21 protein-coding genes and 4 tRNA genes are annotated in these 26,985 nt (G+C 34.0%); 22 read left to right on the top strand and 3 right to left on the bottom strand.

Annotation, left to right across the window (positions count from 1 at the left end; all coding sequences use genetic code 11):
• Positions 1 to 41: 41 nt before the first annotated feature.
• Complete coding sequence (locus tag QLS65_RS01040) at positions 42 to 1,493, bottom strand: amino acid permease (RefSeq protein ID WP_282714667.1); 1,452 nt, start codon at positions 1,491 to 1,493, stop codon at positions 42 to 44.
• Positions 1,494 to 1,775: 282 nt separating this feature from the next.
• Between QLS65_RS01040 and QLS65_RS01035 the strand changes: the two genes are divergently transcribed.
• From QLS65_RS01035 to QLS65_RS00940, 20 genes are all read left to right on the top strand, one after another.
• Positions 1,776 to 2,663, top strand: coding sequence for a ComEA family DNA-binding protein (locus QLS65_RS01035; RefSeq protein WP_282714666.1), 888 nt, complete (start codon positions 1,776 to 1,778; stop codon positions 2,661 to 2,663).
• Between the two features lie 165 nt (positions 2,664 to 2,828).
• Positions 2,829 to 3,998, top strand: a complete 1,170-nt coding sequence (locus QLS65_RS01030; RefSeq protein ID WP_282714664.1) for an acyl-CoA dehydrogenase family protein — start codon at positions 2,829 to 2,831, stop codon at positions 3,996 to 3,998.
• A 275-nt stretch (positions 3,999 to 4,273) separates the two neighbouring features.
• Positions 4,274 to 4,468 (top strand): 30S ribosomal protein S21, encoded by a 195-nt coding sequence (gene rpsU / locus QLS65_RS01025; protein WP_035670421.1) that lies wholly within the window; start codon positions 4,274 to 4,276, stop codon positions 4,466 to 4,468.
• 70 nt (positions 4,469 to 4,538) lie between these two features.
• Positions 4,539 to 5,435, top strand: a complete 897-nt coding sequence (locus QLS65_RS01020) for a tyrosine-type recombinase/integrase (RefSeq protein ID WP_282714662.1) — start codon at positions 4,539 to 4,541, stop codon at positions 5,433 to 5,435.
• A 35-nt stretch (positions 5,436 to 5,470) separates the two neighbouring features.
• A complete protein-coding gene (gene hpf, locus QLS65_RS01015; protein ID WP_099716279.1) occupies positions 5,471 to 5,773 on the top strand; it encodes a ribosome hibernation-promoting factor, HPF/YfiA family in 303 nt (100 codons plus the stop codon).
• 90 nt (positions 5,774 to 5,863) lie between these two features.
• A tRNA-Thr gene (locus QLS65_RS01010) sits at positions 5,864 to 5,937 on the top strand.
• A 33-nt stretch (positions 5,938 to 5,970) separates the two neighbouring features.
• Positions 5,971 to 6,051 (top strand) — tRNA-Tyr (locus QLS65_RS01005).
• A gap of 79 nt (positions 6,052 to 6,130) precedes the next feature.
• A tRNA-Thr gene (locus QLS65_RS01000) sits at positions 6,131 to 6,202 on the top strand.
• A 54-nt stretch (positions 6,203 to 6,256) separates the two neighbouring features.
• Entirely contained in the window at positions 6,257 to 7,444 is a 1,188-nt protein-coding gene (gene tuf, locus QLS65_RS00995) for an elongation factor Tu (RefSeq protein WP_099714543.1), read from the top strand.
• 59 nt (positions 7,445 to 7,503) lie between these two features.
• A tRNA-Trp gene (locus QLS65_RS00990) sits at positions 7,504 to 7,574 on the top strand.
• Positions 7,575 to 7,591: 17 nt separating this feature from the next.
• Positions 7,592 to 7,789, top strand: a complete 198-nt coding sequence (secE, locus tag QLS65_RS00985) for a preprotein translocase subunit SecE (RefSeq protein ID WP_039109059.1) — start codon at positions 7,592 to 7,594, stop codon at positions 7,787 to 7,789.
• A 10-nt stretch (positions 7,790 to 7,799) separates the two neighbouring features.
• The gene (gene nusG / locus QLS65_RS00980) at positions 7,800 to 8,351 is read left to right on the top strand and encodes a transcription termination/antitermination protein NusG (RefSeq protein ID WP_126455879.1); all 552 of its coding nucleotides are present in this window, start codon (positions 7,800 to 7,802) and stop codon (positions 8,349 to 8,351) included.
• A 68-nt stretch (positions 8,352 to 8,419) separates the two neighbouring features.
• Positions 8,420 to 8,857, top strand: a complete 438-nt coding sequence (gene rplK / locus QLS65_RS00975) for a 50S ribosomal protein L11 (RefSeq protein WP_035639405.1) — start codon at positions 8,420 to 8,422, stop codon at positions 8,855 to 8,857.
• Positions 8,858 to 8,870: 13 nt separating this feature from the next.
• Complete coding sequence (gene rplA / locus QLS65_RS00970) at positions 8,871 to 9,560, top strand: 50S ribosomal protein L1 (protein WP_072944426.1); 690 nt, start codon at positions 8,871 to 8,873, stop codon at positions 9,558 to 9,560.
• A 22-nt stretch (positions 9,561 to 9,582) separates the two neighbouring features.
• On the top strand, positions 9,583 to 10,095 hold the full coding sequence (gene rplJ, locus QLS65_RS00965) for a 50S ribosomal protein L10 (RefSeq protein WP_282714655.1): 513 nt from the start codon (positions 9,583 to 9,585) through the stop codon (positions 10,093 to 10,095).
• A gap of 90 nt (positions 10,096 to 10,185) precedes the next feature.
• The gene (rplL, locus tag QLS65_RS00960; protein WP_114754963.1) at positions 10,186 to 10,554 is read left to right on the top strand and encodes a 50S ribosomal protein L7/L12; all 369 of its coding nucleotides are present in this window, start codon (positions 10,186 to 10,188) and stop codon (positions 10,552 to 10,554) included.
• Positions 10,555 to 10,829: 275 nt separating this feature from the next.
• The gene (gene rpoB / locus QLS65_RS00955) at positions 10,830 to 14,642 is read left to right on the top strand and encodes a DNA-directed RNA polymerase subunit beta (protein ID WP_282710498.1); all 3,813 of its coding nucleotides are present in this window, start codon (positions 10,830 to 10,832) and stop codon (positions 14,640 to 14,642) included.
• Positions 14,643 to 14,947: 305 nt separating this feature from the next.
• Positions 14,948 to 19,261: a DNA-directed RNA polymerase subunit beta' gene (gene rpoC / locus QLS65_RS00950; protein ID WP_282710496.1), complete on the top strand. Its 4,314-nt coding sequence runs from the start codon at positions 14,948 to 14,950 to the stop codon at positions 19,259 to 19,261.
• A 3-nt stretch (positions 19,262 to 19,264) separates the two neighbouring features.
• The gene (locus tag QLS65_RS00945; protein WP_073354716.1) at positions 19,265 to 19,576 is read left to right on the top strand and encodes a DUF3467 domain-containing protein; all 312 of its coding nucleotides are present in this window, start codon (positions 19,265 to 19,267) and stop codon (positions 19,574 to 19,576) included.
• A 348-nt stretch (positions 19,577 to 19,924) separates the two neighbouring features.
• Positions 19,925 to 20,284, top strand: a complete 360-nt coding sequence (locus tag QLS65_RS00940) for a hypothetical protein (protein WP_099714548.1) — start codon at positions 19,925 to 19,927, stop codon at positions 20,282 to 20,284.
• Positions 20,285 to 20,368: 84 nt separating this feature from the next.
• Here QLS65_RS00940 and QLS65_RS00935 read toward each other — a convergent pair whose 3' ends face one another.
• Together QLS65_RS00935 and QLS65_RS00930 are read right to left on the bottom strand one after the other, a co-directional pair.
• Complete coding sequence (locus QLS65_RS00935) at positions 20,369 to 21,958, bottom strand: peptide chain release factor 3 (RefSeq protein WP_099714549.1); 1,590 nt, start codon at positions 21,956 to 21,958, stop codon at positions 20,369 to 20,371.
• Between the two features lie 187 nt (positions 21,959 to 22,145).
• A complete protein-coding gene (locus tag QLS65_RS00930; protein ID WP_282714652.1) occupies positions 22,146 to 23,588 on the bottom strand; it encodes an alpha-amylase in 1,443 nt (480 codons plus the stop codon).
• Between the two features lie 760 nt (positions 23,589 to 24,348).
• Between QLS65_RS00930 and QLS65_RS00925 the strand changes: the two genes are divergently transcribed.
• Together QLS65_RS00925 and QLS65_RS00920 are read left to right on the top strand one after the other, a co-directional pair.
• Entirely contained in the window at positions 24,349 to 25,779 is a 1,431-nt protein-coding gene (locus QLS65_RS00925; RefSeq protein WP_282710490.1) for a peptidylprolyl isomerase, read from the top strand.
• Positions 25,780 to 25,897: 118 nt separating this feature from the next.
• Positions 25,898 to 26,851: an AAA family ATPase gene (locus QLS65_RS00920; protein ID WP_099714552.1), complete on the top strand. Its 954-nt coding sequence runs from the start codon at positions 25,898 to 25,900 to the stop codon at positions 26,849 to 26,851.
• The last annotated feature ends 134 nt before the right edge of the window (positions 26,852 to 26,985 follow it).

The raw sequence follows: 26,985 nt of genomic DNA, 5'->3' as shown, positions 1-26,985 counted from the left end.
TTTAATACTTTATTATCCCTTTTTTTATTTATGACAAAATTTTATTTGTCTGGATTATTTAATTTACTGTTTTTCTTTCCGTAAACAAAGTAAATAACAACACCTAATGCCATCCAAATAACAAGTCTCGCCCAGCTTTCATTTGGTAACGAATACATCAAGGCTAAACAGATTAGGATTCCTGCAATTGGTACAAAAGGTACTAAAGGCGTACGGAAAGATCTTGGAGCATCTGGCATTTTTTTACGCATTACTAAAACTCCGATACATACTAAAACGAAGGCTAATAAAGTTCCAATACTTACCATATGACCTAAATCACTTACTGGTACAAAACCTGCAAAAAGGCTTACGAATACCATAAAGAAAAGATTTGTTTTCCATGGTGTTCTGAATTTTGCGTGAATATCACTAAAGAAAGAAGGTAATAAACCATCTTTACTCATCGTATAGAAAACACGACTTTGTCCCATTAACATCACGAGCATTACCGAAGTATAACCCGCTAAAATAGCAACAATTAAACCTGTTTGTAAAAACGTATAGCCTGTTCTTGCAAATGCAGTTGCTGCAGGTTTTGCATCTCCTGCAAATTCATTATAAGGAACAAGTCCTGTCATTACATGTGCAAATAATACATATAAAATTGTACAAATGATAAGTGATCCTAAAATACCAATTGGCATCCCTTTTTGTGGATTTTTTGCCTCTTGAGCAGCTGTAGAAACAGCATCAAAACCAATGAAGGCAAAGAATACAGTTCCAGCTCCTGCAGCAATTCCTGACCATCCAAATTCTCCAAAAACTCCCGTGTTTTCAGGAATGTAAGGTGTGTAATTTGCAGTGTCAATAAAGCTCCAGCCTAAAACAATAAACATAATAACTACTATTACTTTTACTACAACTAGGAAATTATTTATAGATGCAGACTCTTTAGTACCTCTTATCAATAATAAAGATAACATCGAAACTATAAAAATAGCAGGAAGATTAATGATTCCGCCTTCTATTACAGTTCCGTCGCTTAATTTTAATGTTTCCCAGGGAGAACATATCAAATCATGAGGAAGATGTATTCCGTATTTGTTTAATAATTCCAGTAAATATCGCGACCAACTTACACCTACTGTAGCGGCTCCTAATGCGTATTCAAGGACTAAATCCCAACCGATAATCCAAGCCATAAATTCTCCCATAGTTGCGTATGAGTACGTGTAAGCACTACCTGCTACAGGTATCATTGATGCGAACTCAGCATAACAAAGTCCTGCAAAAGCACATCCTACGGCGGCTAAAATAAATGAAAGCGTAACTGCTGGACCGGCATGTTCTGCGGCAGCAATTCCTGTTAACGAGAATAATCCTGCTCCAATAATTGCTCCAACTCCAAGTGCTACTAATGAACGTGAAGACAAAGTCCTTTTTAATCCTTTTTCGGATTCTGATGCTTCATTTAGCAGTACCGAAAGTGGTTTAGTTTTCCAAATTGACATGGGTTATATGGTTTTGTTTGTTATTAAGCTCCAAATGTATAGTTTTTTATAAAAAATAAAAACAATAATTTAATTTTAAGTTATAAAAAAGTAATTTAATTGTCTTTATTTGGGGTTTAGTATGAGAAAAAACTTTTTTTGAATGTTGCTGTACTGATTGTCACTCTGTTTTTGAAATAAGTTTGACTTCTTTTAAATATTTCATCTAAGAAAGTAATTAGGTCTTAATTAAATTTATAAATTTAGGAACCTTAATTTAAGCTACTAATCCTGATATTATAAATGAATTTTAAAACACTGGGAAGTTTCTTTATTTTTACCCGAGAGCAACGTACGGGTATTTTTACATTGTTCGTAATCATAATTCTTTTGCAAATGATTTATTTTTTTGTGGACTTTGGTTTTGAAACAAAAGAATATCCTGATAAGCAAAAATGGCTTTCTCTTCAGTCTAAAGTTGATTCTATGAAAGTAGATAACAACAAGAAGTTGCCTAAAATGTATCTTTTTAATCCTAATTTCATAACTGATTATAAAGGATACAAGTTAGGAATGTCAGTGAAAGAAATTGACCGTTTGTTGGCTTTTAGAAAACAAAATAAATATGTTAATTCGCCTCAGGAATTTCAAAACGTAACTAAAATTTCGGACTCATTGTTAAATATGATGGCTCCTTATTTTAAATTTCCTGATTGGGTAAATAATAAGAAAGAATTTAAAGAATTTAAAAAATATCCAAATCAGGCTTTCGCCAAAAAAGAAAAAATCGTTTTAATCGATATCAATCAGGCATCCAAGGAGGATTTGATAAAAATTTACGGAATAGGTGAGGCGATTTCTTTACGAATTTTAAAACAAAAAGAAAGTTTAGGAGGATTTGTTTCCATGGAACAAATGAAAGATGTTTGGGGATTATCGCCTGAAGTGATTGAGAATCTAAATACTCATTTTAAAGTTTCAGTACTTCCGAATATTAAGAAAATAGACATTAATAATGCTTCTTTAAAAGAGCTTTCCCAGTTTTATTATTTTAGATACGCTTTAGCAAAAGAAATTGTTAGTTACAGAAGCATGAGAGGGAATATTAATAATATTGAGGATTTAACAAAAATTAAGGGATTTCCTGTTGATAGAGCAAAAATAATTGGCTTATATTTGGACTTTAATTAGAAGAATCAAATTTTAAGTTCCTGGTAATTGTGTTTTAAGACATTTTAAAATTGATGTAGCACTTTTATTCACTAATTATTTTAAACGTTAAAAAAAAGAAATCTGAGACATTACTGCATGATTATGTTTCAATTAATACTATTTGTTAAAAAAAATATATAATATATGAATTCAATTTATTTCACTGAAGAACACCAAGCGTTTAGAGAAAGTTTAAAAGATTTTTTGCAAAAAGAAGTTGTTCCTCATATTGAGAAATGGGAAAAAACTGGTACAATAGAACGTTTTATTTGGGAAAAATTCGGAGAAATGGGATATTTTGGTATTGCCTATCCAGAAGCTTATGGCGGACTTGATTTAGATTTGTTTTACACGGTTATTTTTCTTGAGGAATTACAAAAAATAAAATCATCTGGTTTTGCCGCAGCCATGTGGGCTCATGCTTATTTGGCTATGACACACTTAAATGCCGAAGGTGACGAAAGAATAAAACAAGACTACTTAGTGTCAAGTATCGCTGGAAAGAAAATAGGTGCTTTATGTATCTCGGAGCCTTTTGGAGGTAGTGATGTTGCGGGAATGCGCACAAATGCTGTAAAAAAAGGAGATAAGTATATTATAAATGGTTCTAAAACGTTTATAACTAATGGTGTTTATGCTGATTATTACATTGTAGCTGCAAAAACAAACCCAGAACTGGGTAACAAGGGAATTAGTATTTTTTTGATGGATACGGGTTTGAAAGGGATATCAGCTTCAAAACTTGATAAACTAGGTTGGAGAGCATCGGATACAGCAGAGATTGCCTTTGATAATGTAGAAATCCCTGCTGAAAATTTAATGGGTGAAGAAGGAAAAGGATTTCCTTATATCATGCAGCATTTTGCTTTAGAGCGTTTAATTATGGCTATTAATGCACACGCTAGAGGTGAATATGCTATTGATTATACTATTGATTATATGTCACAACGTGAGGCTTTTGGAAAAAAAATAAGTAAGTTTCAGGCCTTGCGTCACACACTTGTGGAGCACGCAACTGAAGTAGAGCACTGTAAAATTTTCAATTATGCTGCAGTTGCCCGTCTTGATAAAGGGGAATATGTAGTTAAAGAAGCAACAATGGCAAAATTGAAATCTACAAAAGTAGCCGATGAGACAATTTATAGTTGTTTACAAATGCTAGGAGGCTACGGTTACATGGAAGAGTATCCGTTAGCACGCTTGTTTAGAGATAGTCGTTTAGGGCCTATCGGTGGAGGAACATCAGAAATCTTAAAAGAAATTTTAGGAAAGATGATCATTGACAATCAAAATTATAAGCCTGCTGTAAAATAGTTTGGTTATCTTATGTTTAAAGCACTAGTTGTAAATAATAGTAAGAGTCTTGTTTTTTAAGGCTCTTTTTTTTTGTGTGAAGGATAGAAGTGGAAATCCTTTATAGATGCGTAGCAGCAAATAAAGATTGTAGCGCATAGCCTGAAGGCAAGCGGTTACGTTTAAGGAACCAAAACACGTCATAGCCGGCACACCCAAAATAAATAACAATAAATAGCGATAAAGTAAAAATAATGTTTACTTTTGCACACTTAAAGAAAGGGGGTGTCTATATTATGTTAATTATACCAATTAAAGACGGAGAAAATATCGATAGAGCGTTAAAACGTTACAAAAGAAAATTTGATAAAACAGGAACTGTTCGTCAACTAAGAGCGCGTACTGCTTTTATTAAGCCTTCAGTTACAAATAGAATCAAAATTCAAAAAGCGGCTTATATCCAAAATATGAGAGATAACTTAGAGAGTTAGTCAATATCTATTAAAATAAAATACCGTTAGTCATTAAAAGTTTTATAACTTTGATGCTAACGGTTTTTTTATGACGACTAATAAAGGCGCATTTCGGGATTATCTACAGTTGGAGAAAAAATATTCTTCACATACCGTTACAGCGTATTGTAATGACATTACTTCTTTCGAATCATTCAATAGGATACATTTTGATCAACAGAACGTAGAACAAGTTAATTATAGTCAAATTAGAAGTTGGATTGTGTCTCTTGTTGATAGTGATATATCAAATACCTCAGTTAATAGAAAAATTGCATCCTTAAAAGCATTTTATAAATTTCTATTAAAAACTAAGCAGATAGAAGTGAGTCCGTTGTTGAAGCACAAGGCATTAAAGGCTACGAAGTTGTTGCAGATTCCTTTTTCTGAAAAGGAGGTTGTTGATGTTTTGGATATGGCGCAAAGTGCAGTCGGCTTTGAAGGAGTTAGAAATAAACTTGTCATTGATTTGTTTTACACTACAGGGATGCGTAGAGCAGAACTGATAAGTTTGAAAATAACAAATATTGATTTGTCTGGCAGTACAATAAAGGTGTTAGGAAAGCGAAATAAAGAGCGAATTATTCCTGTTTTACCAATAATAAAAGAGCAGTTCGCATTGTACTTGAAAGAGCGGGAGAGTTTGTTGTCTGTTGAAGATCATGATTATTTATTTCTCACAAAAAAAGGGTTAAAATTAAATGATTCCTTTGTGTATCGATTAATAAATTCTTACTTTAGTACTGTTTCTGAAAAAGTAAAAAAGAGTCCCCATATATTGAGACATACTTTTGCAACGCATTTGTTAAATAATGGAGCAGATTTAAATTCAGTCAAGGAATTATTAGGTCATTCTAGTCTGGCATCGACGCAAATATATACGCACAGTAGTTTGTCAGAACTGAAAAGTGTATATAAAGAAGCGCATCCACGGGGTCGGAAGTAATTTTGAGAAATGTTTAACTATTAAAAAAAATGATTATGAAGGTAAGTGTTCATGCTGTTAACTTTACTGTTGACAAAAAGCTAGTAGATTTTGTTCAAGAGAGAATGGACAAGTTGGAAAAGTATTATGACAAAGTAGTATCAGCAGATGTTTTTTTGAAGGTTGAAAAGACAAGTGATAAAGAAAATAAAATTGCCGAGGTAAAAATCAATGTTCCAGGAGATGATTTTTTGGTAAAAAAGCAATGTAAAACTTTTGAAGAGGCAGTTGAGCTTTCTGCAGAATCCTTAGAGAGAATGTTAGTAAAAAGGAAAGAAAAAATAAGTTCGCACATTTAATATGAATTTTTTTTAAAAAATGTTTTGATTGAGAGATAAAATCTCTACATTTGCAGTCCGTTAGAAATAGCGGACTTTTTTTATTGAATCGCCAGCGTAGCTCAGTTGGCTAGAGCAGCTGATTTGTAATCAGCAGGTCGTGGGTTCGAGTCCCTCCGCCGGCTCAAGACTGTAAGGGTTTGACGATAGAAAAAGTAGGGGAGATACTCAAGCGGCCAACGAGGGCAGACTGTAAATCTGCTGTGTGAACTTCGCAGGTTCGAATCCTGCTCTCCCCACAAGAATTGATTGTTGGATTGCGAATTTTTAGATTGAAAAGTTTAAAGTTAGGGATTTAGCTCTTTAGTCAAGGATTCTGCCGACTTAGCTCAGAGGTAGAGTGCTTCCTTGGTAAGGAAGAGGTCACGGGTTCAATTCCCGTAGTTGGCTCAAGTAAGAAGGAAATTGAAATAAATATATAAACTAGATTAAAAATTAAGTAAAATGGCAAAAGAAACCTTTAACCGTTCGAAACCACACTTAAATATTGGTACGATCGGACACGTAGATCACGGTAAAACTACTTTAACAGCAGCAATCACAAAAGTGTTATCTGATGCTGGTTACTGTCAAGCAAAATCATTTGATCAAATTGATAATGCTCCTGAAGAAAAAGAAAGAGGTATTACAATTAATACATCACACGTTGAGTATGAAACTGCTAACCGTCACTACGCACACGTTGACTGTCCTGGTCACGCGGATTACGTAAAAAACATGGTTACTGGTGCTGCTCAAATGGACGGTGCTATCCTTGTTGTAGCTGCAACTGATGGACCAATGCCACAAACACGTGAGCATATCCTTTTAGGTCGCCAAGTTGGTATTCCTAGAATGGTAGTATTCATGAACAAAGTGGATATGGTTGATGATGCTGAGTTATTAGAACTTGTTGAAATGGAAATTAGAGACTTATTGTCTTTCTACGAATATGATGGAGATAATTGTCCAGTTGTTCAAGGGTCTGCTCTTGGAGGGTTGAATAATGATCCAGCTTGGGTACCAAAAATTATTGAATTGATGGAAGCTGTTGATAGCTGGATTGAAGAGCCAGTTCGTGATACAGAAAAACCATTCTTGATGCCAGTTGAGGATGTATTTACAATTACTGGTCGTGGAACTGTTGCTACAGGTCGTATCGAAACTGGTATTGCTAATACAGGAGATGCGGTTGAAATCATTGGTATGGGAGCTGAAAAATTGACTTCTACTATTACAGGAGTTGAGATGTTCCGTAAAATCCTTGATAGAGGTGAAGCAGGAGATAACGTAGGTTTATTGTTGCGTGGTGTTGATAAAGAATCTATCAAAAGAGGAATGGTTATCATTAAGCCAGGTTCAGTTAAACCACACGCTACTTTCAAAGCAGAGGTTTATATCTTGAAAAAAGAAGAAGGTGGTCGTCACACTCCATTCCATAATAACTACCGTCCACAGTTTTACGTACGTACAACTGACGTAACAGGAGTTATTACTTTACCAGAAGGTGTAGAGATGGTAATGCCAGGAGACAACTTAACTATTAATGTTGCTTTGTTAAGCCCAATCGCAATGAGCGTTGGTTTACGTTTCGCTATTCGTGAAGGTGGTAGAACAGTAGGTGCTGGTCAAGTAACTGAAATTGTAGGATAATCTACTAAAAATAAATTCAAAAAGTAGTGTCTTTTAACGATGGCACTACTTTTTATTCTACGGGCGTAGTTCAAGGGTAGAATAGCGGTCTCCAAAACCGTTGATGGGGGTTCGAATCCCTCCGCCCGTGCAAAAAAATAAATCATAATGACAAAAGTTGTTAATTACATATCAGAAGCATTTGAGGAATTAAAGTCAAATGTTACTTGGCCAGCCTGGGCTGAGGTGCAACGTCTAACGATTGTTGTTGCTGTTTTTTCAGTATTATTCGCTTTGGCAACTTGGGGAGTAGATGAAATTTTCGCAAAAGCTTTGGCTGGATTTTTTAACTGGATAAAAGCATAATTTTTTTGTTATGGCAGATAATAATATTAAGAAGTGGTATGTTGTTAGAGCAGTAAGCGGGCAAGAAAATAAAGTGAAAGCTTATATTGAAACCGAAATTGCACGACTAGGAATGGGAGATTATGTTTCGCAAGTTTTAGTGCCTACTGAAAAAGTAGTTACTGTAAAAGAGGGAAAAAAAATAATCAAAGACAAAGTTTATTTTCCTGGTTATGTTATGATTGAAGCAAATCTTATTGGAGAGATACCTCATATTATTAAGTCTATAACAAGTGTTATTGGTTTTCTAGGTGAGATCAAAGGTGGAGAGCCTGTGCCATTGAGAATTTCTGAAGTAAACAGAATGTTGGGTAAAGTAGATGAGTTAGCTGTGAATACAGATACTCGTTCTATTCCTTTTAACATTGGTGAGACTATTAAGGTTGTTGATGGACCTTTTAATGGTTTTAACGGAACTGTTGAAAAAATTAATGAAGAAAAGCGTAAACTGGAAGTAATGGTTAAGATTTTCGGAAGAAAAACTCCATTAGAGTTAAGTTTTATGCAAGTTGAAAAAGTATAATTTTTTGTTACATCTATAATATCCATTACAATCGCTTCCAATGATTGTAGTGTTAAATTTTTTAAAAAATGGCTAAAGAAATTAGTAAGGTAGTTAAACTACAAGTTAAGGGAGGTGCTGCGAACCCGTCGCCACCGGTTGGACCTGCTTTAGGAGCTGCTGGGGTAAACATCATGGAATTCTGTAAGCAATTTAATGCTAGAACCCAAGATAAACCCGGCAAAATATGCCCAGTACAAATTACTGTGTATAAAGACAAATCATTTGATTTTGTTGTAAAAACTCCTCCAGCGGCAGTCCAGTTATTGGAAGCTGCAAAGCTAAAGTCAGGATCTGGTGAACCAAATCGTAAAAAAGTAGCTAGCGTTACTTGGGATGTTATCAAAGCAATTGCTGAAGATAAAATGGTAGATTTAAATGCATTCACAATCGAATCTGCTATGAGCATGATTGCTGGAACAGCTAGATCTATGGGTATAACTGTATCAGGAGATTCTCCTTTTTAATTAAGAGAAAGACATGGCAAAATTGACAAAAAAGCAAAAAGAGGCTGCTTCAAAAATTGAAAAGAACAAATTATACTCTTTAAAAGATGCAGCTGCATTGATAAAAGTTATTGCTTCTGCAAAATTTGATGAGTCTGTTGATATCGCAGTTCGATTGGGTGTAGATCCAAGAAAAGCGAATCAAATGGTAAGAGGTGTGGTAACATTACCTCATGGAACTGGTAAAGATGTTAAAGTATTAGCATTAGTTACTCCAGATAAAGAAGCGGAAGCTTTAGCAGCTGGTGCAGACTATGTAGGTCTTGATGATTACCTTCAAAAAATTAAAGACGGTTGGACAGATGTTGATGTTATCATCACTATGCCTGCTGTTATGGGTAAATTAGGTCCATTAGGTCGTATTTTAGGACCTAGAGGTTTAATGCCAAACCCTAAAACAGGGACTGTGACTATGGATGTTGCAAAAGCTGTAGCTGAGGTAAAAGCTGGTAAAATTGACTTCAAAGTTGATAAAACTGGTATTGTACATGCAGGAATTGGTAAAGTTTCTTTTGGAGCTGAGCAAATTTATGACAATGCACACGAAATTATTCAAACATTAATCAAACTTAAACCAACTGCTGCTAAAGGTACCTATATTAAAGGTATTCACCTTACAAGCACGATGAGTCCTGCAATTGCATTGGATCCAAAAGCAGTATAATTGGTAGTTAATAATTTTTAGTATGACTAGAGAAGAAAAATCAATCGCGATTGAAGAATTAACTGCACAGTTAGCTGGTACAAATATCATTTATATATCTGATATTTCAGGACTTAATGCAGATACTACTTCAAGCTTGAGAAGAGCTTGTTTTAAAGCAGGTATAAAATTAGAGGTTGTAAAAAACACTTTGCTTGCAAAAGCAATGGAAGCTTCTGATAATGATTATGGTGACTTACCGTCTGTATTGACGGGTAACAGCGCTATATTTATTTCAGATGTTGCAAATGCACCTGGAAAAATAATTAAAGATTTCAGAAAAAAATCAGCTAAACCTGTATTAAAGGGAGCTTATATTAACTCTGAAATTTATATTGGAGATGATCAATTAGATGCATTAGCGACTATTAAATCTAAAGAAGAGCTTATCGGCGAAATCATTGGATTGCTTCAATCACCAGCTCAAAGAGTTATTTCTGCTCTTCAAAACCAATTCGCAAAAAGCGAAGAGGCTACAGAAGAAGTAGAAGCATAATAAAACCGACTTTATAGTCTAAGTTTTATTTTAAAAAGCGCACAATAAATAAATTATATTTTTACAAATCATTTTAAAACGATAGAAAAAATGGCAGATTTGAAACAATTCGCAGAACAATTGGTTAACCTAACGGTAAAAGAAGTTAACGAATTAGCAACAATATTAAAAGATGAGTACGGAATCGAACCAGCTGCTGCAGCTGTAGTAGTTTCAGGTGGTGGAGAAGCTGCTGCTGAAGAAGTACAAACAGAATTCACAGTTGTATTGAAAGAAGCTGGTGCTTCTAAATTAGCTGTTGTGAAATTAGTAAAAGAACTTACAGGTTTAGGTTTGAAAGAAGCTAAAGATGTAGTTGATAGCGCTCCAAGTAACGTAAAAGAAGGTGTAACTAAAGAAGAAGCTGAAGGGCTTAAAAAATCTTTAGAAGAAGCTGGAGCTGTTGTTGAGCTTAAATAGTTAAACTCAGTTTAAAGAATTAGGTTTAGGTCCTGGGTTTAGTCACCCAATGACCTAAACCATTTTTCGTATAACAAAAGTCTACCTTGTAGAATTACATAATAGTCTTTTAAACAAATTCATTTTACCCATTACGAGGAAAAAAAATTAACAGATAATAAGAAAGTAGTTATCTTAAATTGATTTTTAAAGATGTAATGGTTGTAAAAGAAAAGTATAAATAGATCAATATTTGTACAAAAAAATTACTTTTTTAATCAAAATTTTGTCCATTGATGATAACAAATCAGACTGAAAGATTGAATTTTGCCTCAACAAAAAATATTCCTGATTATCCAGATTTTCTTGATGTTCAGGTTAAATCGTTCAAAGATTTTTTTCAATTAGAAACTAAATCTGACGAAAGAGGCGACGAAGGGCTTTACAATACCTTCATGGAAAACTTCCCAATTACTGATACAAGAAATAACTTTGTATTAGAATTCCTTGATTATTTTGTAGATCCACCGCGTTACACCATTCAAGAATGTATAGAAAGAGGTCTTACCTATAGTGTGCCTTTAAAAGCTAGGTTAAAACTATATTGTACAGATCCAGAACATGAAGATTTTGAAACTATTGTTCAAGATGTTTATCTTGGTACAATTCCTTATATGACACCGAGTGGTACCTTTGTTATTAATGGTGCTGAGCGTGTAGTTGTTTCTCAATTACACAGATCTCCAGGTGTTTTCTTTGGTCAATCATTCCATGCAAATGGAACAAAATTATATTCTGCGAGAGTAATTCCTTTTAAAGGTTCTTGGATAGAATTTTCTACAGATATTAATAGCGTAATGTATGCTTATATCGACAGAAAGAAAAAATTACCAGTTACCACTCTTTTTAGAGCAATTGGTTTTGAAAGAGATAAAGATATTCTAGAAATTTTTGACCTTGCTGAAGAAATTAAGGTTTCTAAAACAGGTTTAAAAAAATATATCGGTAGAAAATTAGCTGCCCGTGTATTGAATACATGGCATGAAGATTTCGTAGATGAAGACACTGGTGAAGTAGTTTCTATCGAACGTAACGAAATAATCCTTGATAGAGATACAATTATCGACAAAGATAATGTAGAAGAAATCATTGATTCTAACGTTAAATCTATTTTGTTACATAAAGAAGATGCTAATCAAGGTGATTATGCCATCATTCATAATACGTTGCAAAAAGATCCAACAAACTCTGAAAAAGAGGCTGTTGAACATATCTACAGACAATTACGTAACGCTGAACCGCCTGATGAAGAAACAGCTCGTGGTATTATAGATAAATTATTCTTTTCTGATCAACGTTATAACTTAGGTGAAGTAGGTCGTTATAGAATAAATAAAAAATTGGGTTTAGATACTCCAATGGAAAAGCAAGTCTTGACCAAAGAAGATATTATAACTATTGTGAAATATTTGATTGAATTGATCAACTCTAAAGCAGAGATTGATGATATTGATCACTTATCAAACCGTCGTGTAAGAACAGTTGGAGAACAATTGTCTCAACAATTCGGTGTTGGTTTAGCGCGTATGGCTAGAACTATTCGTGAGAGAATGAACGTTAGAGATAACGAGGTGTTTACACCAATAGATTTGATTAATGCAAAAACATTATCATCTGTTATCAACTCTTTCTTTGGAACAAACCAGTTGTCTCAGTTTATGGATCAAACGAATCCACTTGCCGAGATTACGCACAAAAGAAGATTATCTGCACTAGGACCAGGTGGACTTTCGAGAGAAAGAGCAGGTTTTGAGGTACGTGACGTTCACTATACGCATTACGGACGTTTATGTCCAATTGAAACTCCAGAGGGACCAAACATTGGTTTGATTTCATCTCTTGGTGTTTATGCTAAAGTAAACGGAATGGGTTTCATCGAAACACCTTACCGTAAAGTAACTAATGGAACTGTAGATTTAGTGTCTACTCCAGTGTACTTAAGCGCAGAAGAAGAAGAAGGAATGATGATTGCTCAGGCAAATATTCAAATGGATGCTACTGGAAAAATTACTGCCGAAGACGTAATTGCACGTCAAGAAGGTGATTTCCCAGTAATTGAACCAACAAAAGTTGATTATACGGATGTTGCTCCAAATCAAATTGCTTCTATCTCGGCTTCTTTGATTCCTTTCTTGGAACATGATGATGCGAATAGAGCCTTGATGGGATCTAACATGATGCGTCAGGCCGTACCATTAATTCGTCCTGAAGCTCCAATTGTTGGAACCGGTTTAGAGCGTCAAGTAGCTTCTGATTCTAGAGTATTGATTAATGCTGAAGGAGACGGAGTTATAGAATATGTAGATGCAAATATCATCACTATCAAATACGATCGTTCTGAAGAAGAAAGAATGGTGAGTTTTGAGCCAGATGAAAAAACATACAATCTAATTAAATTTAGAAAAACCAATCAAGGTACAAGTATCAACCTTAAACCTATCGTAAGAAAAGGGGATAGAGTGGTTCCTGGACAAGTATTATCGGAAGGATATGCGACTCAAAATGGTGAATTAGCTTTAGGTAGAAACCTAAAAGTTGCATTTATGCCATGGAAAGGATATAACTTCGAGGATGCGATTGTAATTTCTGAAAAAGTAGTTCGTGACGATATTTTTACCTCTATTCACGTTGATGATTATTCATTAGAAGTTAGAGATACTAAATTAGGTAACGAAGAATTAACGAACGACATACCGAACGTTTCTGAAGAAGCTACTAAAGATTTAGATGAAAATGGTATGATTAGAATTGGAGCTGAAGTTAAACCTGGCGACATTCTTATCGGAAAAATTACTCCAAAAGGGGAATCAGATCCTACTCCAGAAGAGAAATTGCTTCGTGCAATCTTCGGGGACAAAGCGGGTGATGTAAAAGATGCTTCATTAAAAGCGTCTCCTTCTTTACATGGTGTTGTTTTAGACAAAAAATTGTTTGCAAGAGCAGTAAAAGATAAACGTAAACGTACGCAAGATAAAGATGCTTTAGGAGCACTTGAAATGGAGTTTGAAGTTAAATTTGTTGAATTAAAAGACAAATTAGTTGAAAAACTTTTCTTGATCGTAAACGGAAAAACATCTCAAGGTGTAATGAATGATTTGGGTGAAGAAGTTTTACCAAAAGGTAAAAAATACACTCAAAAAATGCTTTATGCTGTTGAAGATTTTGCTCACTTAAGTAAAGGTCAATGGGTTGCTGATGATGCGACTAATAAAATGGTGAATGATTTAATTCATAACTATAAAATTAAATTGAACGATTTACAAGGTGCATTACGTAGAGAGAAATTCACTATTACTGTTGGAGATGAATTGCCAGCAGGAATCTTGAAATTAGCGAAAGTATATATTGCCAAAAAACGTAAACTGAAAGTTGGGGATAAAATGGCGGGACGTCACGGTAACAAAGGTATTGTTGCTCGTATCGTTCGTCATGAAGATATGCCTTTCCTTGAAGACGGAACGCCAGTTGATATCGTGTTGAACCCACTTGGTGTACCTTCACGTATGAATATTGGTCAAATTTATGAAACGGTTCTTGGTTGGGCTGGACAAAATTTGGGTAGAAAATTTGCTACACCAATTTTTGACGGAGCAACTTTGGATCAAATCAATGAGTTGACTGATGAAGCTGGAATACCACGTTTTGGACATACACATTTATATGATGGTGGTACAGGAGAACGTTTCCATCAAGCGGCAACAGTAGGAGTTATCTACATGTTGAAACTTGGACACATGGTTGACGATAAAATGCACGCACGTTCTATAGGTCCATACTCGTTGATTACACAACAACCACTTGGAGGTAAAGCTCAATTTGGAGGTCAACGTTTTGGAGAGATGGAAGTTTGGGCACTTGAAGCTTATGGAGCATCAAGTACTCTTAGAGAAATCTTGACTGTGAAGTCTGATGATGTTATCGGTAGAGCTAAAACTTACGAAGCAATCGTTAAAGGTGAATCTATGCCAGAACCAGGATTACCGGAATCATTCAATGTATTGATGCATGAATTGAAAGGTCTTGGACTTGACATTCGTTTAGAAGAATAAAAAAAGTTTTCAGTATTCAGTTTTCAGGTAGCAATACCTGAAAACTGATTACTCATTTATAAGAGTTTTTAGGATTTAGACCCGTAAACCGTTCCGATTTTTTATAAAATCTCAAAAGATTTTATAACTAGCACTTCAAAAATTTGTTGAAGTTTAGAGAAGTAATCCGAGGTAATGTTACAGTCATAAAGTCAAATATCTTAAAGTTTTTAAAGTCTAGTGTGACTTTTGACTTTCGACTTTCAAACTTTCGACTTAAACAAGAATCAATTTTTTTAATTGCAAATAAATCAATAGTAAAAACTATGATGAATAATAGAAATAATAACAATAAAGATAAAAACCCTGTAAAAAGGTTTAATAAAATCTCAATAGGGCTTGCTTCTCCTGAATCTATCTTGAAAGAATCAAGAGGTGAAGTATTAAAGCCGGAAACTATCAACTACAGAACGCACAAACCAGAGCGTGATGGTCTTTTTTGTGAACGTATTTTCGGACCAGTAAAAGATTTTGAATGTGCTTGTGGTAAGTATAAAAGAATACGTTACAAAGGGATCATCTGTGACCGTTGTGGTGTAGAAGTAACTGAGAAAAAAGTACGTAGAGACAGAGTCGGTCACATCAATCTTGTTGTGCCAATTGCTCATATCTGGTATTTCCGTTCTCTTCCAAACAAAATTGGTTATATTCTTGGTCTTCCATCTAAGAAATTAGATATGATTATTTACTACGAAAGATATGTAGTAATCCAAGCTGGTATCGCTAAAAATGCAGAAGGTGAATCATTGCAAAGACTAGACTTTTTGACAGAAGAAGAATATTTAAATATTTTAGATACACTTCCTGCTGACAATCAGTATCTTGATGATTTTGATCCTAATAAATTTGTTGCCAAAATGGGAGCAGAGTGTATTATGGATTTATTGGCAAGAATTGATCTTGATGCCTTGTCTTACCAATTGAGACACAATGCTAACAATGAAACGTCTAAACAACGTAAAACGGAAGCGTTAAAAAGATTACAAGTTGTTGAATCTTTCCGTGAATCTAACTTGAACCGTGAGAATCGTCCAGAATGGATGATTATGAAAGTGGTACCAGTTATTCCACCAGAATTACGTCCACTTGTGCCACTTGATGGAGGTCGTTTTGCTACTTCAGATTTAAATGATTTATACCGTCGTGTAATTATACGTAACAATCGTTTGAAAAGATTAATGGAGATTAAAGCTCCTGAAGTGATCTTAAGAAACGAAAAACGTATGTTGCAGGAATCTGTAGATTCACTTTTCGATAATACTCGTAAAGCATCTGCAGTAAAAACAGAATCAAACAGACCATTAAAATCATTATCTGATTCCCTTAAAGGTAAACAAGGACGTTTCCGTCAAAATTTACTTGGAAAACGTGTGGATTATTCTGCTCGTTCGGTAATTGTTGTTGGACCTGAATTGAAATTATCTGAATGTGGTATCCCTAAAGATATGGCAGCAGAATTATACAAACCTTTCGTTATCCGTAAATTGATAGAAAGAGGAATTGTAAAAACTGTAAAATCAGCTAAAAAAATAATAGATAAGAAAGAGCCTGTAGTTTGGGATATCCTTGAAAATGTAATCAAAGGTCACCCAATATTACTGAATCGTGCTCCTACTTTGCACAGATTAGGTATTCAAGCATTCCAACCAAAATTAATTGAAGGAAAAGCAATCCAATTGCACCCTTTAGTTTGTACTGCATTTAATGCGGATTTTGATGGGGATCAAATGGCAGTTCACTTGCCTTTAGGACCAGAAGCTATTTTGGAAGCACAACTATTAATGTTGGGTTCTCACAATATTCTGAATCCTGCAAATGGAGCTCCAATTACGGTACCTTCTCAGGATATGGTTTTGGGTCTATACTATATGACCAAAGAACGTTTATCAACTCCAGAGCTTAAAATTCTAGGTGAAGGAATCACTTTTTATTCTGCTGAAGAAGTAAATATTGCTTTGAATGAAGGAAGACTAGAATTGAATGCTCGTGTGAAAATTAGAGCTAAAGATTTTAATGATGCTGGAGAATTAGTGTATCAAATTATCCAAACAACTGCGGGTCGTGTATTATTTAATGAAGTAGTACCGGAAGCAGCTGGATATATCAATGATGTATTGACTAAGAAAAACCTTAGAGACATTATCGGACACGTTTTAAGTTCAACTGATGTACCTACAACAGCCGCTTTCTTGGATAACATGAAAGACATGGGATACAAATTTGCCTTCAAGGGTGGTTTGTCATTCTCTCTTGGGGATATTAGAATTCCAGATCAAAAACCTAAATTAATTGCAGATGCCAGAGAACAAGTTCAAGGTATTTCTGTAAATTATAATATGGGTCTTATTACCAATAACGAACGTTATAACCAAGTTATTGATGTATGGACTTCAGCAAATGCTCAATTGACAGAGTTAGCAATGAAAAACATCAGAGAAGACCAACAAGGTTTCAACTCAGTGTATATGATGCTTGATTCTGGAGCAAGGGGTTCCAAAGAACAAATACGTCAGTTAACTGGTATGCGTGGTTTGATGGCTAAGCCTAAAAAATCGACTGCTGGTGGTGGTGAAATTATTGAAAATCCAATTCTTTCTAACTTTAAAGAAGGTCTTTCTATCCTTGAGTACTTTATCTCTACTCACGGTGCGCGTAAAGGTCTTGCGGATACGGCATTGAAAACTGCCGATGCAGGATATTTAACAAGAAGATTGCATGATGTATCTCAAGATGTTATTGTTAACATTGAAGATTGTGGTACTCTTAGAGGTGTTGAAGTTTCAGCATTGAAGAAAAATGAGGAAATTGTTGAATCATTAGGAGAAAGAATTTTAGGACGTGTTGTTTTACAAGACGTAATTAATCCTTTGAATAATGAAGTTTTAATTCAATCTGGACAACAAATTACTGAAGTTATAATGAAAGCAATTGACGCTTCTCCAATCGAGAAAGTAGAAGTGCGTTCACCATTAACTTGTGAAGCGTTAAAAGGTATTTGTGCAAAATGTTATGGTAGAAATTTAGCTACTGGTAAAATGACACAAAGAGGAGAAGCAGTTGGTGTTATTGCAGCACAATCTATTGGAGAACCTGGAACACAGTTAACATTACGTACATTCCACGTTGGTGGAGTTGCGGGTGGTATTTCTGAAGAATCAAGTATCGTTACAAAATTTAATGGTAAACTTGAAATCGAAGATTTAAAAACTGTTAAAGGTGAAGATAGTGAAGGTAATGCAGTTGATATTGTTGTATCTCGCTCAACGGAATTAAAATTAATTGATGAAAGAACAGGTATCTTATTAAGTACAAATAATATTCCTTACGGTTCAAGTATTTTCGTTAAAGACGGTCAATCTGTTGCTAAAGGAGATGTGATTTGTAAATGGGATCCATATAATGGAGTTATCGTTTCTGAATTTACCGGTAAAATTGCTTACGAAGATTTAGAGCAAGGTCAATCATTCATGGTTGAAATTGATGAGCAAACTGGTTTCCAAGAAAAAGTAATTTCTGAATCTAGAGCTAAAAAATTAATTCCAACTTTATTGGTTTACGGTAAAGAGGGGGAACTAATTCGTTCTTATAACTTACCAGTTGGAGCTCACTTGATGGTTGAAAATGGTGAAAAAATTAAAGCAGGTAAAGTATTGGTAAAAATCCCACGTCGTTCTTCTAAATCAGGAGATATTACAGGAGGTTTACCTAGAATTACAGAGTTGTTAGAAGCTCGTAATCCTTCAAACCCAGCTGTTGTTTCTGAAATCGATGGTGTTGTTTCTTTTGGAAAAATCAAAAGAGGTAACCGTGAGATTGTTATCGAATCTAAATTTGGTGACGTTAGAAAATACTTGGTTAAATTATCAAGCCAAATTCTAGTTCAAGAAAATGACTTCGTAAGAGCAGGGGTGCCTTTATCTGATGGTGCAATTACTCCGGATGATATTTTAAGAATCCAAGGTCCAGCAGCTGTTCAACAGTATTTGGTAAATGAAATTCAAGAAGTATACCGTTTACAAGGGGTAAAAATCAACGACAAACACTTTGAAGTAGTAATACGTCAAATGATGCGTAAAGTAAGAGTTCAGGATCCAGGTGATACTTTATTCTTAGAAGATCAATTAATTCACACTAAAGATTTTATCGTTCAAAATGATAAATTATATGGTATGAAAGTAGTTGAAGATGCTGGAGATTCTAGTGCATTGAAAGAAGGTCAAATTATTACGCCTCGTGAGTTGCGTGATGAAAACTCTTTATTGAAACGTACAGATAAAAATCTTGTTGTAGCTCGTGATGTTGTTACTGCAACGGCAACACCAGTTTTACAAGGTATTACAAGAGCATCGCTTCAAACTAAATCGTTTATTTCTGCTGCATCTTTCCAAGAAACTACTAAAGTATTGAATGAAGCTGCTGTTGCAGGTAAAATCGATTACTTAGAAGGATTGAAAGAAAATGTAATTGTTGGACATAGAATCCCTGCCGGAACAGGTATGAGAGAATATGACAATACAATTGTAGGTTCAAAAGAAGATTATAACGACATGATGGCTAACAAAGAAGAGTATATTTATTAAAATATGAGTAATTCTAATCAACAACAAGAGCAAATTAATATCGAGTTAGATGAAAAAATTGCTGAAGGAATTTATTCCAACTTGGCAATAATAAATCACTCCTCATCAGAGTTTGTTTTAGATTTTGTAAGCATCATGCCTGGTATTCCTAAAGCTAAGGTGAAATCAAGAATTGTCTTGACACCACAACATGCTAAAAGATTGTTGAAAGCAATAGGAGAAAATATTCACCGTTTTGAAGTCGCTCATGGCGAAATAAAAGACACTGAACAAGCACCAATACCGCTTAACTTCGGTCCGGCAGGACAAGCATAAATTATAAAGAAAAAAAAGGCTCCAGAAATGGGGCCTTTTTTTGTTTATATATTAGTCACTTAATTAGCAACTATACGTTTTGATTTAAATATGTATTTCGGAACAATTTCAATATTCTCCAGCAATCGTTCTTGAAATTTTGTACTTCTGAAAAAAATCTAACAATACTTTTTATTTGATAAATTGATATTAAGAAACTATTAAATTCAGGCTCTTGATAACAAGTTTGTGTTTTAAACGATTATTAAGGTGCTTCATCGAAAATATTTTTTGCTCGTAAATAAATGATATACTTTCGTTCTCGAGATAGGGAATTAAATCCGATCCATCATAAAAAAACGAATTGTTATGAAATATTTTTCTTTAAAAGCGGACACTAAAGGGATTTCTAATCTCTTGATAATGTTTGTTTTTGTATTAATGTCAAATGTATCTGTATTTGGTCAATCTGCTCAAAAGCTAGTTGATGGTAATACTGTTGAAGTTAACAGTAATTCAAAAAAAGAAAGTGTTTCAGCAGTTTCATCTTCAAATAGTATGAATTTTGTACTATGGTTTATGGGGACAAAACAAGATCCAAACGGTACAATCTCTAAAGAAAGTACAAATACAAAAATACAGGTTATAACATCTGGTTCTGCTCCAAACCGTTTGTTGATCAAAGCTTTTTTAAAGAAAGCCGTAGATTCTGACAGTATGATTTCTTAAGTGGAGGTTTATTTTAAAAGGTATATAAAAAAAACGCTAATTTTTAATTAGCGTTTTTTTTGTAATTATTTTAAAAGATATGTTTTATTCAAATTCTGAAGTAAAGTATAATTTTACATTCGGATATTTATTTTGTGTCATCTGGATTGTAAAATCAGAATCGGCTAGAAATACTAATTGTCCGTACTTATCATGTGCTAAGAATTTTTGTTTGATTCTTCTAAATTCTTTAAATTCATCGCTTTTTGGATCGTTAGGTTTTACCCAACATGCTTTGTGAACAGGGAAATTTTCATAGGTACATTTTGCGCCATATTCATGTTCCAAACGATACTGAATCACCTCATATTGAAGTGCACCAACCGTACCAATGATTTTTCGGTTGTTCATTTCCAGTGTAAATAACTGCGCAACACCTTCGTCCATCAACTGATCAATTCCTTTGTCCAATTGTTTGGCTTTCATTGGATCAGCATTATTAATATATCTAAAGTGTTCCGGTGAGAAACTTGGAATTCCCTTGAAACTCATGATTTCCCCTTCGGTCAATGTATCTCCAATTTTAAAATTTCCAGTATCATGTAATCCTACAATATCACCAGGATAGGATATGTCTACAATTTCTTTTTTTTCTGCAAAAAAAGCATTCGGACTCGAGAATTTTAAGTTTTTCTTCTGGCGAACGTGATAATACGGTTTGTTTCTTTCGAAAGTTCCAGAAACAATTTTTATAAAAGCCAGACGGTCTCTGTGTTTTGGATCCATATTGGCGTGGATTTTAAAAACAAATCCAGTCATTTTTTCTTCTTTTGGATCTACCAATCGTGTTTCAGAATCTTTTGGTCTTGGCGATGGAGCAATTTGAACAAAACAGTCCAATAATTCTCTTACACCAAAATTATTCAATGCCGAACCAAAAAATACAGGTTGTAGTTTTCCGTCTAAATAATCCTGACGATCAAATTTTGGATATACTTCGTCGATCAGCTCTAGTTCTTCACGTAGTTTGTCAGCAGGTTTCTGCCCTATGATTTTCTCTAATTCTGGATTTTGAACATCGGAGAAAGCGATAGTTTCTTCAATATTTTTACGGCTGTCTCCACTAAATAAGTTGATGTTTTGTTCCCATAGATTATAAATACCTTGAAAATCATAACCCATTCCTATTGGGAAACTTAATGGCGTAACGGTTAAGCCCAGTTTTTGTTCCACTTCATCCATCAAGTCAAAAGCATCTTTTCCTTCACGGTCTAATTTGTTGATGAATACGATTATTGGAATTTTTCGCATTCTACAAACAGCTACTAATTTTTCCGTTTGTTCCTCAACACCTTTGGCAACGTCAATTACTACAATAACGCTGTCAACAGCAGTTAATGTTCTAAAAGTGTCCTCGGCAAAATCCTTGTGTCCGGGAGTATCGAGAATATTTATTTTTTTGTCTTTATAATTGAATGCTAAAACCGAAGTAGATACCGAAATTCCTCTCTGGCGTTCAATTTCCATAAAGTCACTGGTAGCCCCTTTTTTAATTTTATTATTCTTTACGGCACCTGCTTCTTGAATTGCGCCACCAAAAAGGAGGAGTTTCTCAGTAAGTGTTGTTTTTCCGGCATCAGGATGTGAGATAATCCCGAAAGTTCTTCTGCGTTGTATTTCTTCTAAAAAGCCCATATTTGTATAAATAGTTTGCAAAAGTACTATTTATAAATGCCAATTAAAAAAATTGTATACTCTAAATGGAGTAGGTGAGTTTTGAAGTTGCAATTCATGTGATTTTAAATCAATATTAGTATTGTGAAGATTTACTAACTGATAAAAAAAGGCTGCCTTTTCAGACAGCCTTGACGGTGTTTATGTGTTACATATTGATTGACCAAACAGAATATCCATTTGGCGGACACTGAATTTTAACCCATTTATCGCCTTGGGTGGTAGGAAACCAAGTTGAATTTCCTGTAAAATCTTTGATTTGTGCATTAGCCCAATTCGTTTGAATCCATCTTTCTTGCCAAGTTGATGAGTTGTTAATGTAAACCACTAAACCTGGATTTCCATTATAACCATTTCTTCGAGCGATATATTCATCAGTATCGGTGTATAAAATAGAAGTTGTTCCAGTTCCTTTATTGTTGTGTATCCAAATAAGATTATCCATTTTTGCTTTATTCAACCATTCCTCATAATCTCTGTAAAAAATAGTTGGATATCCTTCATGGGTTAAAATATAAGCATACGCTAACTCTTTTTTCCAAATTTCATCGGTGTCATGATTAGAAACGAAAGTAACCGCTTTGTAAGGATTTCTCTTCCACATCATGTCATCATTCAAAAGATTTAAATTGTTTCCGTCGAATGCATCATTCATTTTATAGTAACAAGCAAAATCAAAAACAGAACTATTGGCATTATTTGCCCAATCATTCAGTATGTTTACGTTAGAATCCCATAACTCACCTACGGAGAATCCACCCACGTTTGCATTCCAATCTTTTATGACCCAAGGAGCAAAACCTTTAACGTAATCAAATCTCCATCCGTCAAATTTCATAGTATTTTTATAATATTTACCAACTCCGTCTGCTCTTTTCCAAAGCCAGTCTTGAACATTTGGTACCACGTGAGCTAAATCGGGAAAACCTCCAAAAGCACCTTCATCATTATTTCCGTATGCATTTTTATAAAAATCAGCACTGGTTCTAGGGAATTTGCCAGAAGCGATACCGGTAAAATTAGTATAGGTTTGCGTTCCTGTAAAAGGATTGTTTTCTAATTGTCCGCCGCTATTGTGATTTAATACCATATCAGCATAAACTTGCATGTTTTCGGCGTGCACTTTTGTTATCAGACTTTCTAGTTCTGTACGGGAACCGAATCTTGTTTCTACAGTTCCATTTTGATTGTAATTACCAAAATCAAAATAATCTGTAGGATCATATCCCATTGAGAAAGCACCATTTTGTGCTTTGGATACGGGAGGAAGCCATATAGAACCAATCCCGGCATTTGACCAAGCAGTTATTTTGGCGTTAACAGTATTCCACCAGTTACCGCCGGCAGGAACGTCCCAATAGAATGCTTGCATCATAACACCACCGCCAGGATTTGCAACATATCTTCCAGTTGTGGAATTAGCTGATTTCCCGGTGCTGAATGGTTTTCCGTCGTGATGCGTAACATTGATTACTTTGAATTGTGAAGCTGCAGCAGCAGAATCAGTTGCCAGATCGTCATTCGAATTACACGAATACATACCAACTAATAAGGCTGATAAAAGATACGCTTTGAAATTTAGTTTTTTCATAAAAGGAATAAATTAGGTTAAATAATAGATTTTGGAGTATTAATTGAAAATAGTATGCAATATGAATTTTAGATTTTTTTTAAGGTTAGAGATTAAAACTCATTTTATTAAAATCAAAAAAATAAATGGAATAATTATTATAAATTTATTTTTACGTTTAATTTTTTAATAATAAATCACTTTTTTAGCTAATTTATACAAATTCTTACGTGATGAGTATGCGAATTTTTTTAATTCTTAACGAAAACGTTGTAGTGTTTACAACTTTTTGAATATACTGCTAAAAATGAGAAATTTAAACCCTGATTTTAATGCTTTTTCTGTTTTTGGAATGTTTTTTAAAGCAAAACTCGATTTGGAACAAATGAAACAGTAAAAAAAAGAAAAGTAGATTTTGCTAAAAACTAGAATGTTTGAAAAAGGGAAATAAAATGATACTGTTACAATTTAATAATGCACAATGGTGATTTTAATTTCGCCACTTCTAATGTTCAGTTTCTTTACGATTTAGGAGCTGAATATCGCAATCAATAAATGCGTTTATAATTTTTTGTTAATAGTAGGTAGGAAACTTGTATTATGTAATTGAATTGTTATTTTTGTTCGTTTTAAATTTAAAGAATGGTAAGAAATTGTATTATAAATTCAATTCGCTTCTTGATTCTTAAAGTGTATATTTGCCAAAATTATTCTGGCCTTTATAAAACAGGTTTAAAGACAGTTGAATAGGGATGTTTTACAATAAATACAAATTATAATAATGCCAATAAATAAAATACAAATGAGATCCATTAATAATAGAATTGCACTTACTTTTTTTGTTTTGCTTTTTTCCAGTGTTGTAGCAAGTGCTCAAGAAATTATTAAGGATAGTGTCATTACTCCGGTTAAAAAAATCCAATCCAATCAAAAACAAAAAATTGACGGTGTAATTGCCACGGTAGGGGATTATATCATACTTGATTCAGATATTGACAAGTCGTATCTTGAAATTTCTACTCAAGGTGGATCTGTAAAAGACATTACAAGATGTCAAATGTTAGGTAAATTATTGGAAGATAAATTATATGCACATCAAGCTATTCAAGATAGTATCGTAGTGACAGATGCTGAAGTGAAAGGTATGATGGAAGATCGTTTGAACTATATGGTAGAGCAAATAGGGTCTTTGGACAAAGTGGTTAAATACTACAAAAAAGATTCTGAGGAAGAATTTAGAACTTACTTCTCTGATATTTTAAAAGAAGGCAAGTTGAGTTCAGAAATGCAAAAGAAAATTGTTGATGCTGTAGAAATCACTCCTGAAGAAGTACGTAATTATTTCAAAACAATACCTACTGCAGATCTTCCTTTTTTTGGTGTAGAATTAGAAGTAGCACAAATTGTGGTTACTCCCAAAGTTTCGGATGCAGATAAACAAAAAGTAATTGATAAACTCAATGGTTTTAAAAAGGAAATAGAAGAAGGTTCGAGTTTTTCTACTAAAGCAGTTTTATATTCTCAAGATCCGGGTTCAAGATCGAATGGAGGGTTTTATAAAATGAATCGTAAAACAGCATTTGTAAAAGAGTTTAAAGATGTTGCGTTTAGTCTTGCTGAAGGAGAAATTTCTGCTCCTTTTCAAACAGATTTTGGATATCATATCATTTATGTAGAAAAAATTAAAGGTCAAGAAATAGAATTGCGTCATATATTATTGACACCAACAGTAACTGAAGAAGCGTTGAATGAAGCTAAAGAGAAAATTACTTTGATTAAAAAAAGAATCGAAGATAAAGAAATCACTTTTGCAGATGCAGCCAGAACATTATCTGATGAGAAAGAAACTAGAGCGAATGGTGGAGCTTTAATCAATCCAAAAACACAAGATACTCGTTTTGAGTTGACTAAACTGGATCCTGCTTTTTATAGTCAAGTTTCTAATTTAAAAGAGGGTGAAGTTTCTGCTCCAATATTAGAACAAGGCGAAGAAGGAAAGAAAACATTCAAACTGATTACCGTTACGAATAGAATTGATGAGCATGCGGCGGATTATGCCAAAGATTACATCAAGATAAAAGACTTGGCTTTAAAAAGCAAACAAATTACGACTATTGGAAAATGGTTTGATGAAAAGATTAAAGAAACGTACATCAAAATCATTGGAGAATATAGAGATTGTGATTTTACAAACAATTGGCTTAAAAAATAGTTTTCTTAATCATTTACCAGATTGGAATTAGGAATAAAAATTTTCAATAAATAAATAAAAAGAGTTAGTTTTATGATTTCATAACGCTAACTCTTTTTAATTTTAAAATACTTATTACATGTCAGACGTAGCAGCAATACATAACTTGGTTCAAAAAAGGAATGAGCTAAAAACGGAGATAGCAAAAATCATTGTAGGTCAGAATGATGTTGTAGATCAAATTTTGCTTTGTATATTTTCTGGCGGGCATGCATTATTGGTAGGAGTTCCAGGATTAGCCAAAACATTGATGGTAAATACCCTTGCACAAGCATTGGGGCTTGATTTCAAAAGAATTCAGTTTACTCCGGATCTGATGCCTTCAGATATACTTGGAAGTGAAATACTAGATGAAAACCGTCATTTCAAGTTCATAAAAGGACCTATTTTTTCCAATATTATTCTGGCCGACGAGATAAACAGAACGCCTCCAAAAACTCAGGCTGCTTTGTTGGAAGCGATGCAGGAGCGTTCGGTTACTATTGCAGGTGAAAACTATAAATTAGATTTACCTTATTTTGTTTTGGCAACTCAAAATCCAATTGAGCAGGAAGGAACGTATCCTTTGCCAGAAGCACAGTTAGACCGTTTCATGTTTGCCATAAAATTAGAATATCCTTCTTTTTTAGAAGAAGTCCAAGTAGTTAAGCAAACTACTTCTGATATAAAAAACACTATAAATCCATTATTTACTGCTCAAGAAATAATTGATTTTCAACAATTAATCCGTAGAATACCTGTTGCAGATAATGTAATTGAGTATGCAGTGACATTAGTCAGTAAAACAAGACCGGATAATCCGTTGTCTAATGAGTTTGTGAAAAATTATTTAGATTGGGGAGCTGGACCTAGGGCTTCTCAAAATTTGATTTTGGCTGCCAAGGCAAATGCTGCTTTTAATGGTAAATTTTCTCCGGATATTGAAGATGTGAAAGCTGTGGCTACCGGAATTTTACGCCATAGAATTATTAAAAATTATAAAGCTGATGCCGAAGGAATTACTGAAGAAGCTATTATTCAGAAGCTGATGTAATAATCTTTAATATTGAGAAAAAAGCCAAACAAATTTCTAAAATCTGTTTGGCTTTTTTGTTTTCACTTAATAGTACAGTTTGACCAAAAAGAGCGTTTGAAAACACAACTACAACGTTATAAGTGATAATTTAG

The organism is Flavobacterium algoritolerans, assembly GCF_030010385.1.
Taxonomy (GTDB): domain Bacteria; phylum Bacteroidota; class Bacteroidia; order Flavobacteriales; family Flavobacteriaceae; genus Flavobacterium; species Flavobacterium algoritolerans.
The sequence above is the reverse complement of the archived record's forward strand: the minus strand, read 5'-3'. Positions and strand labels throughout refer to the sequence as shown.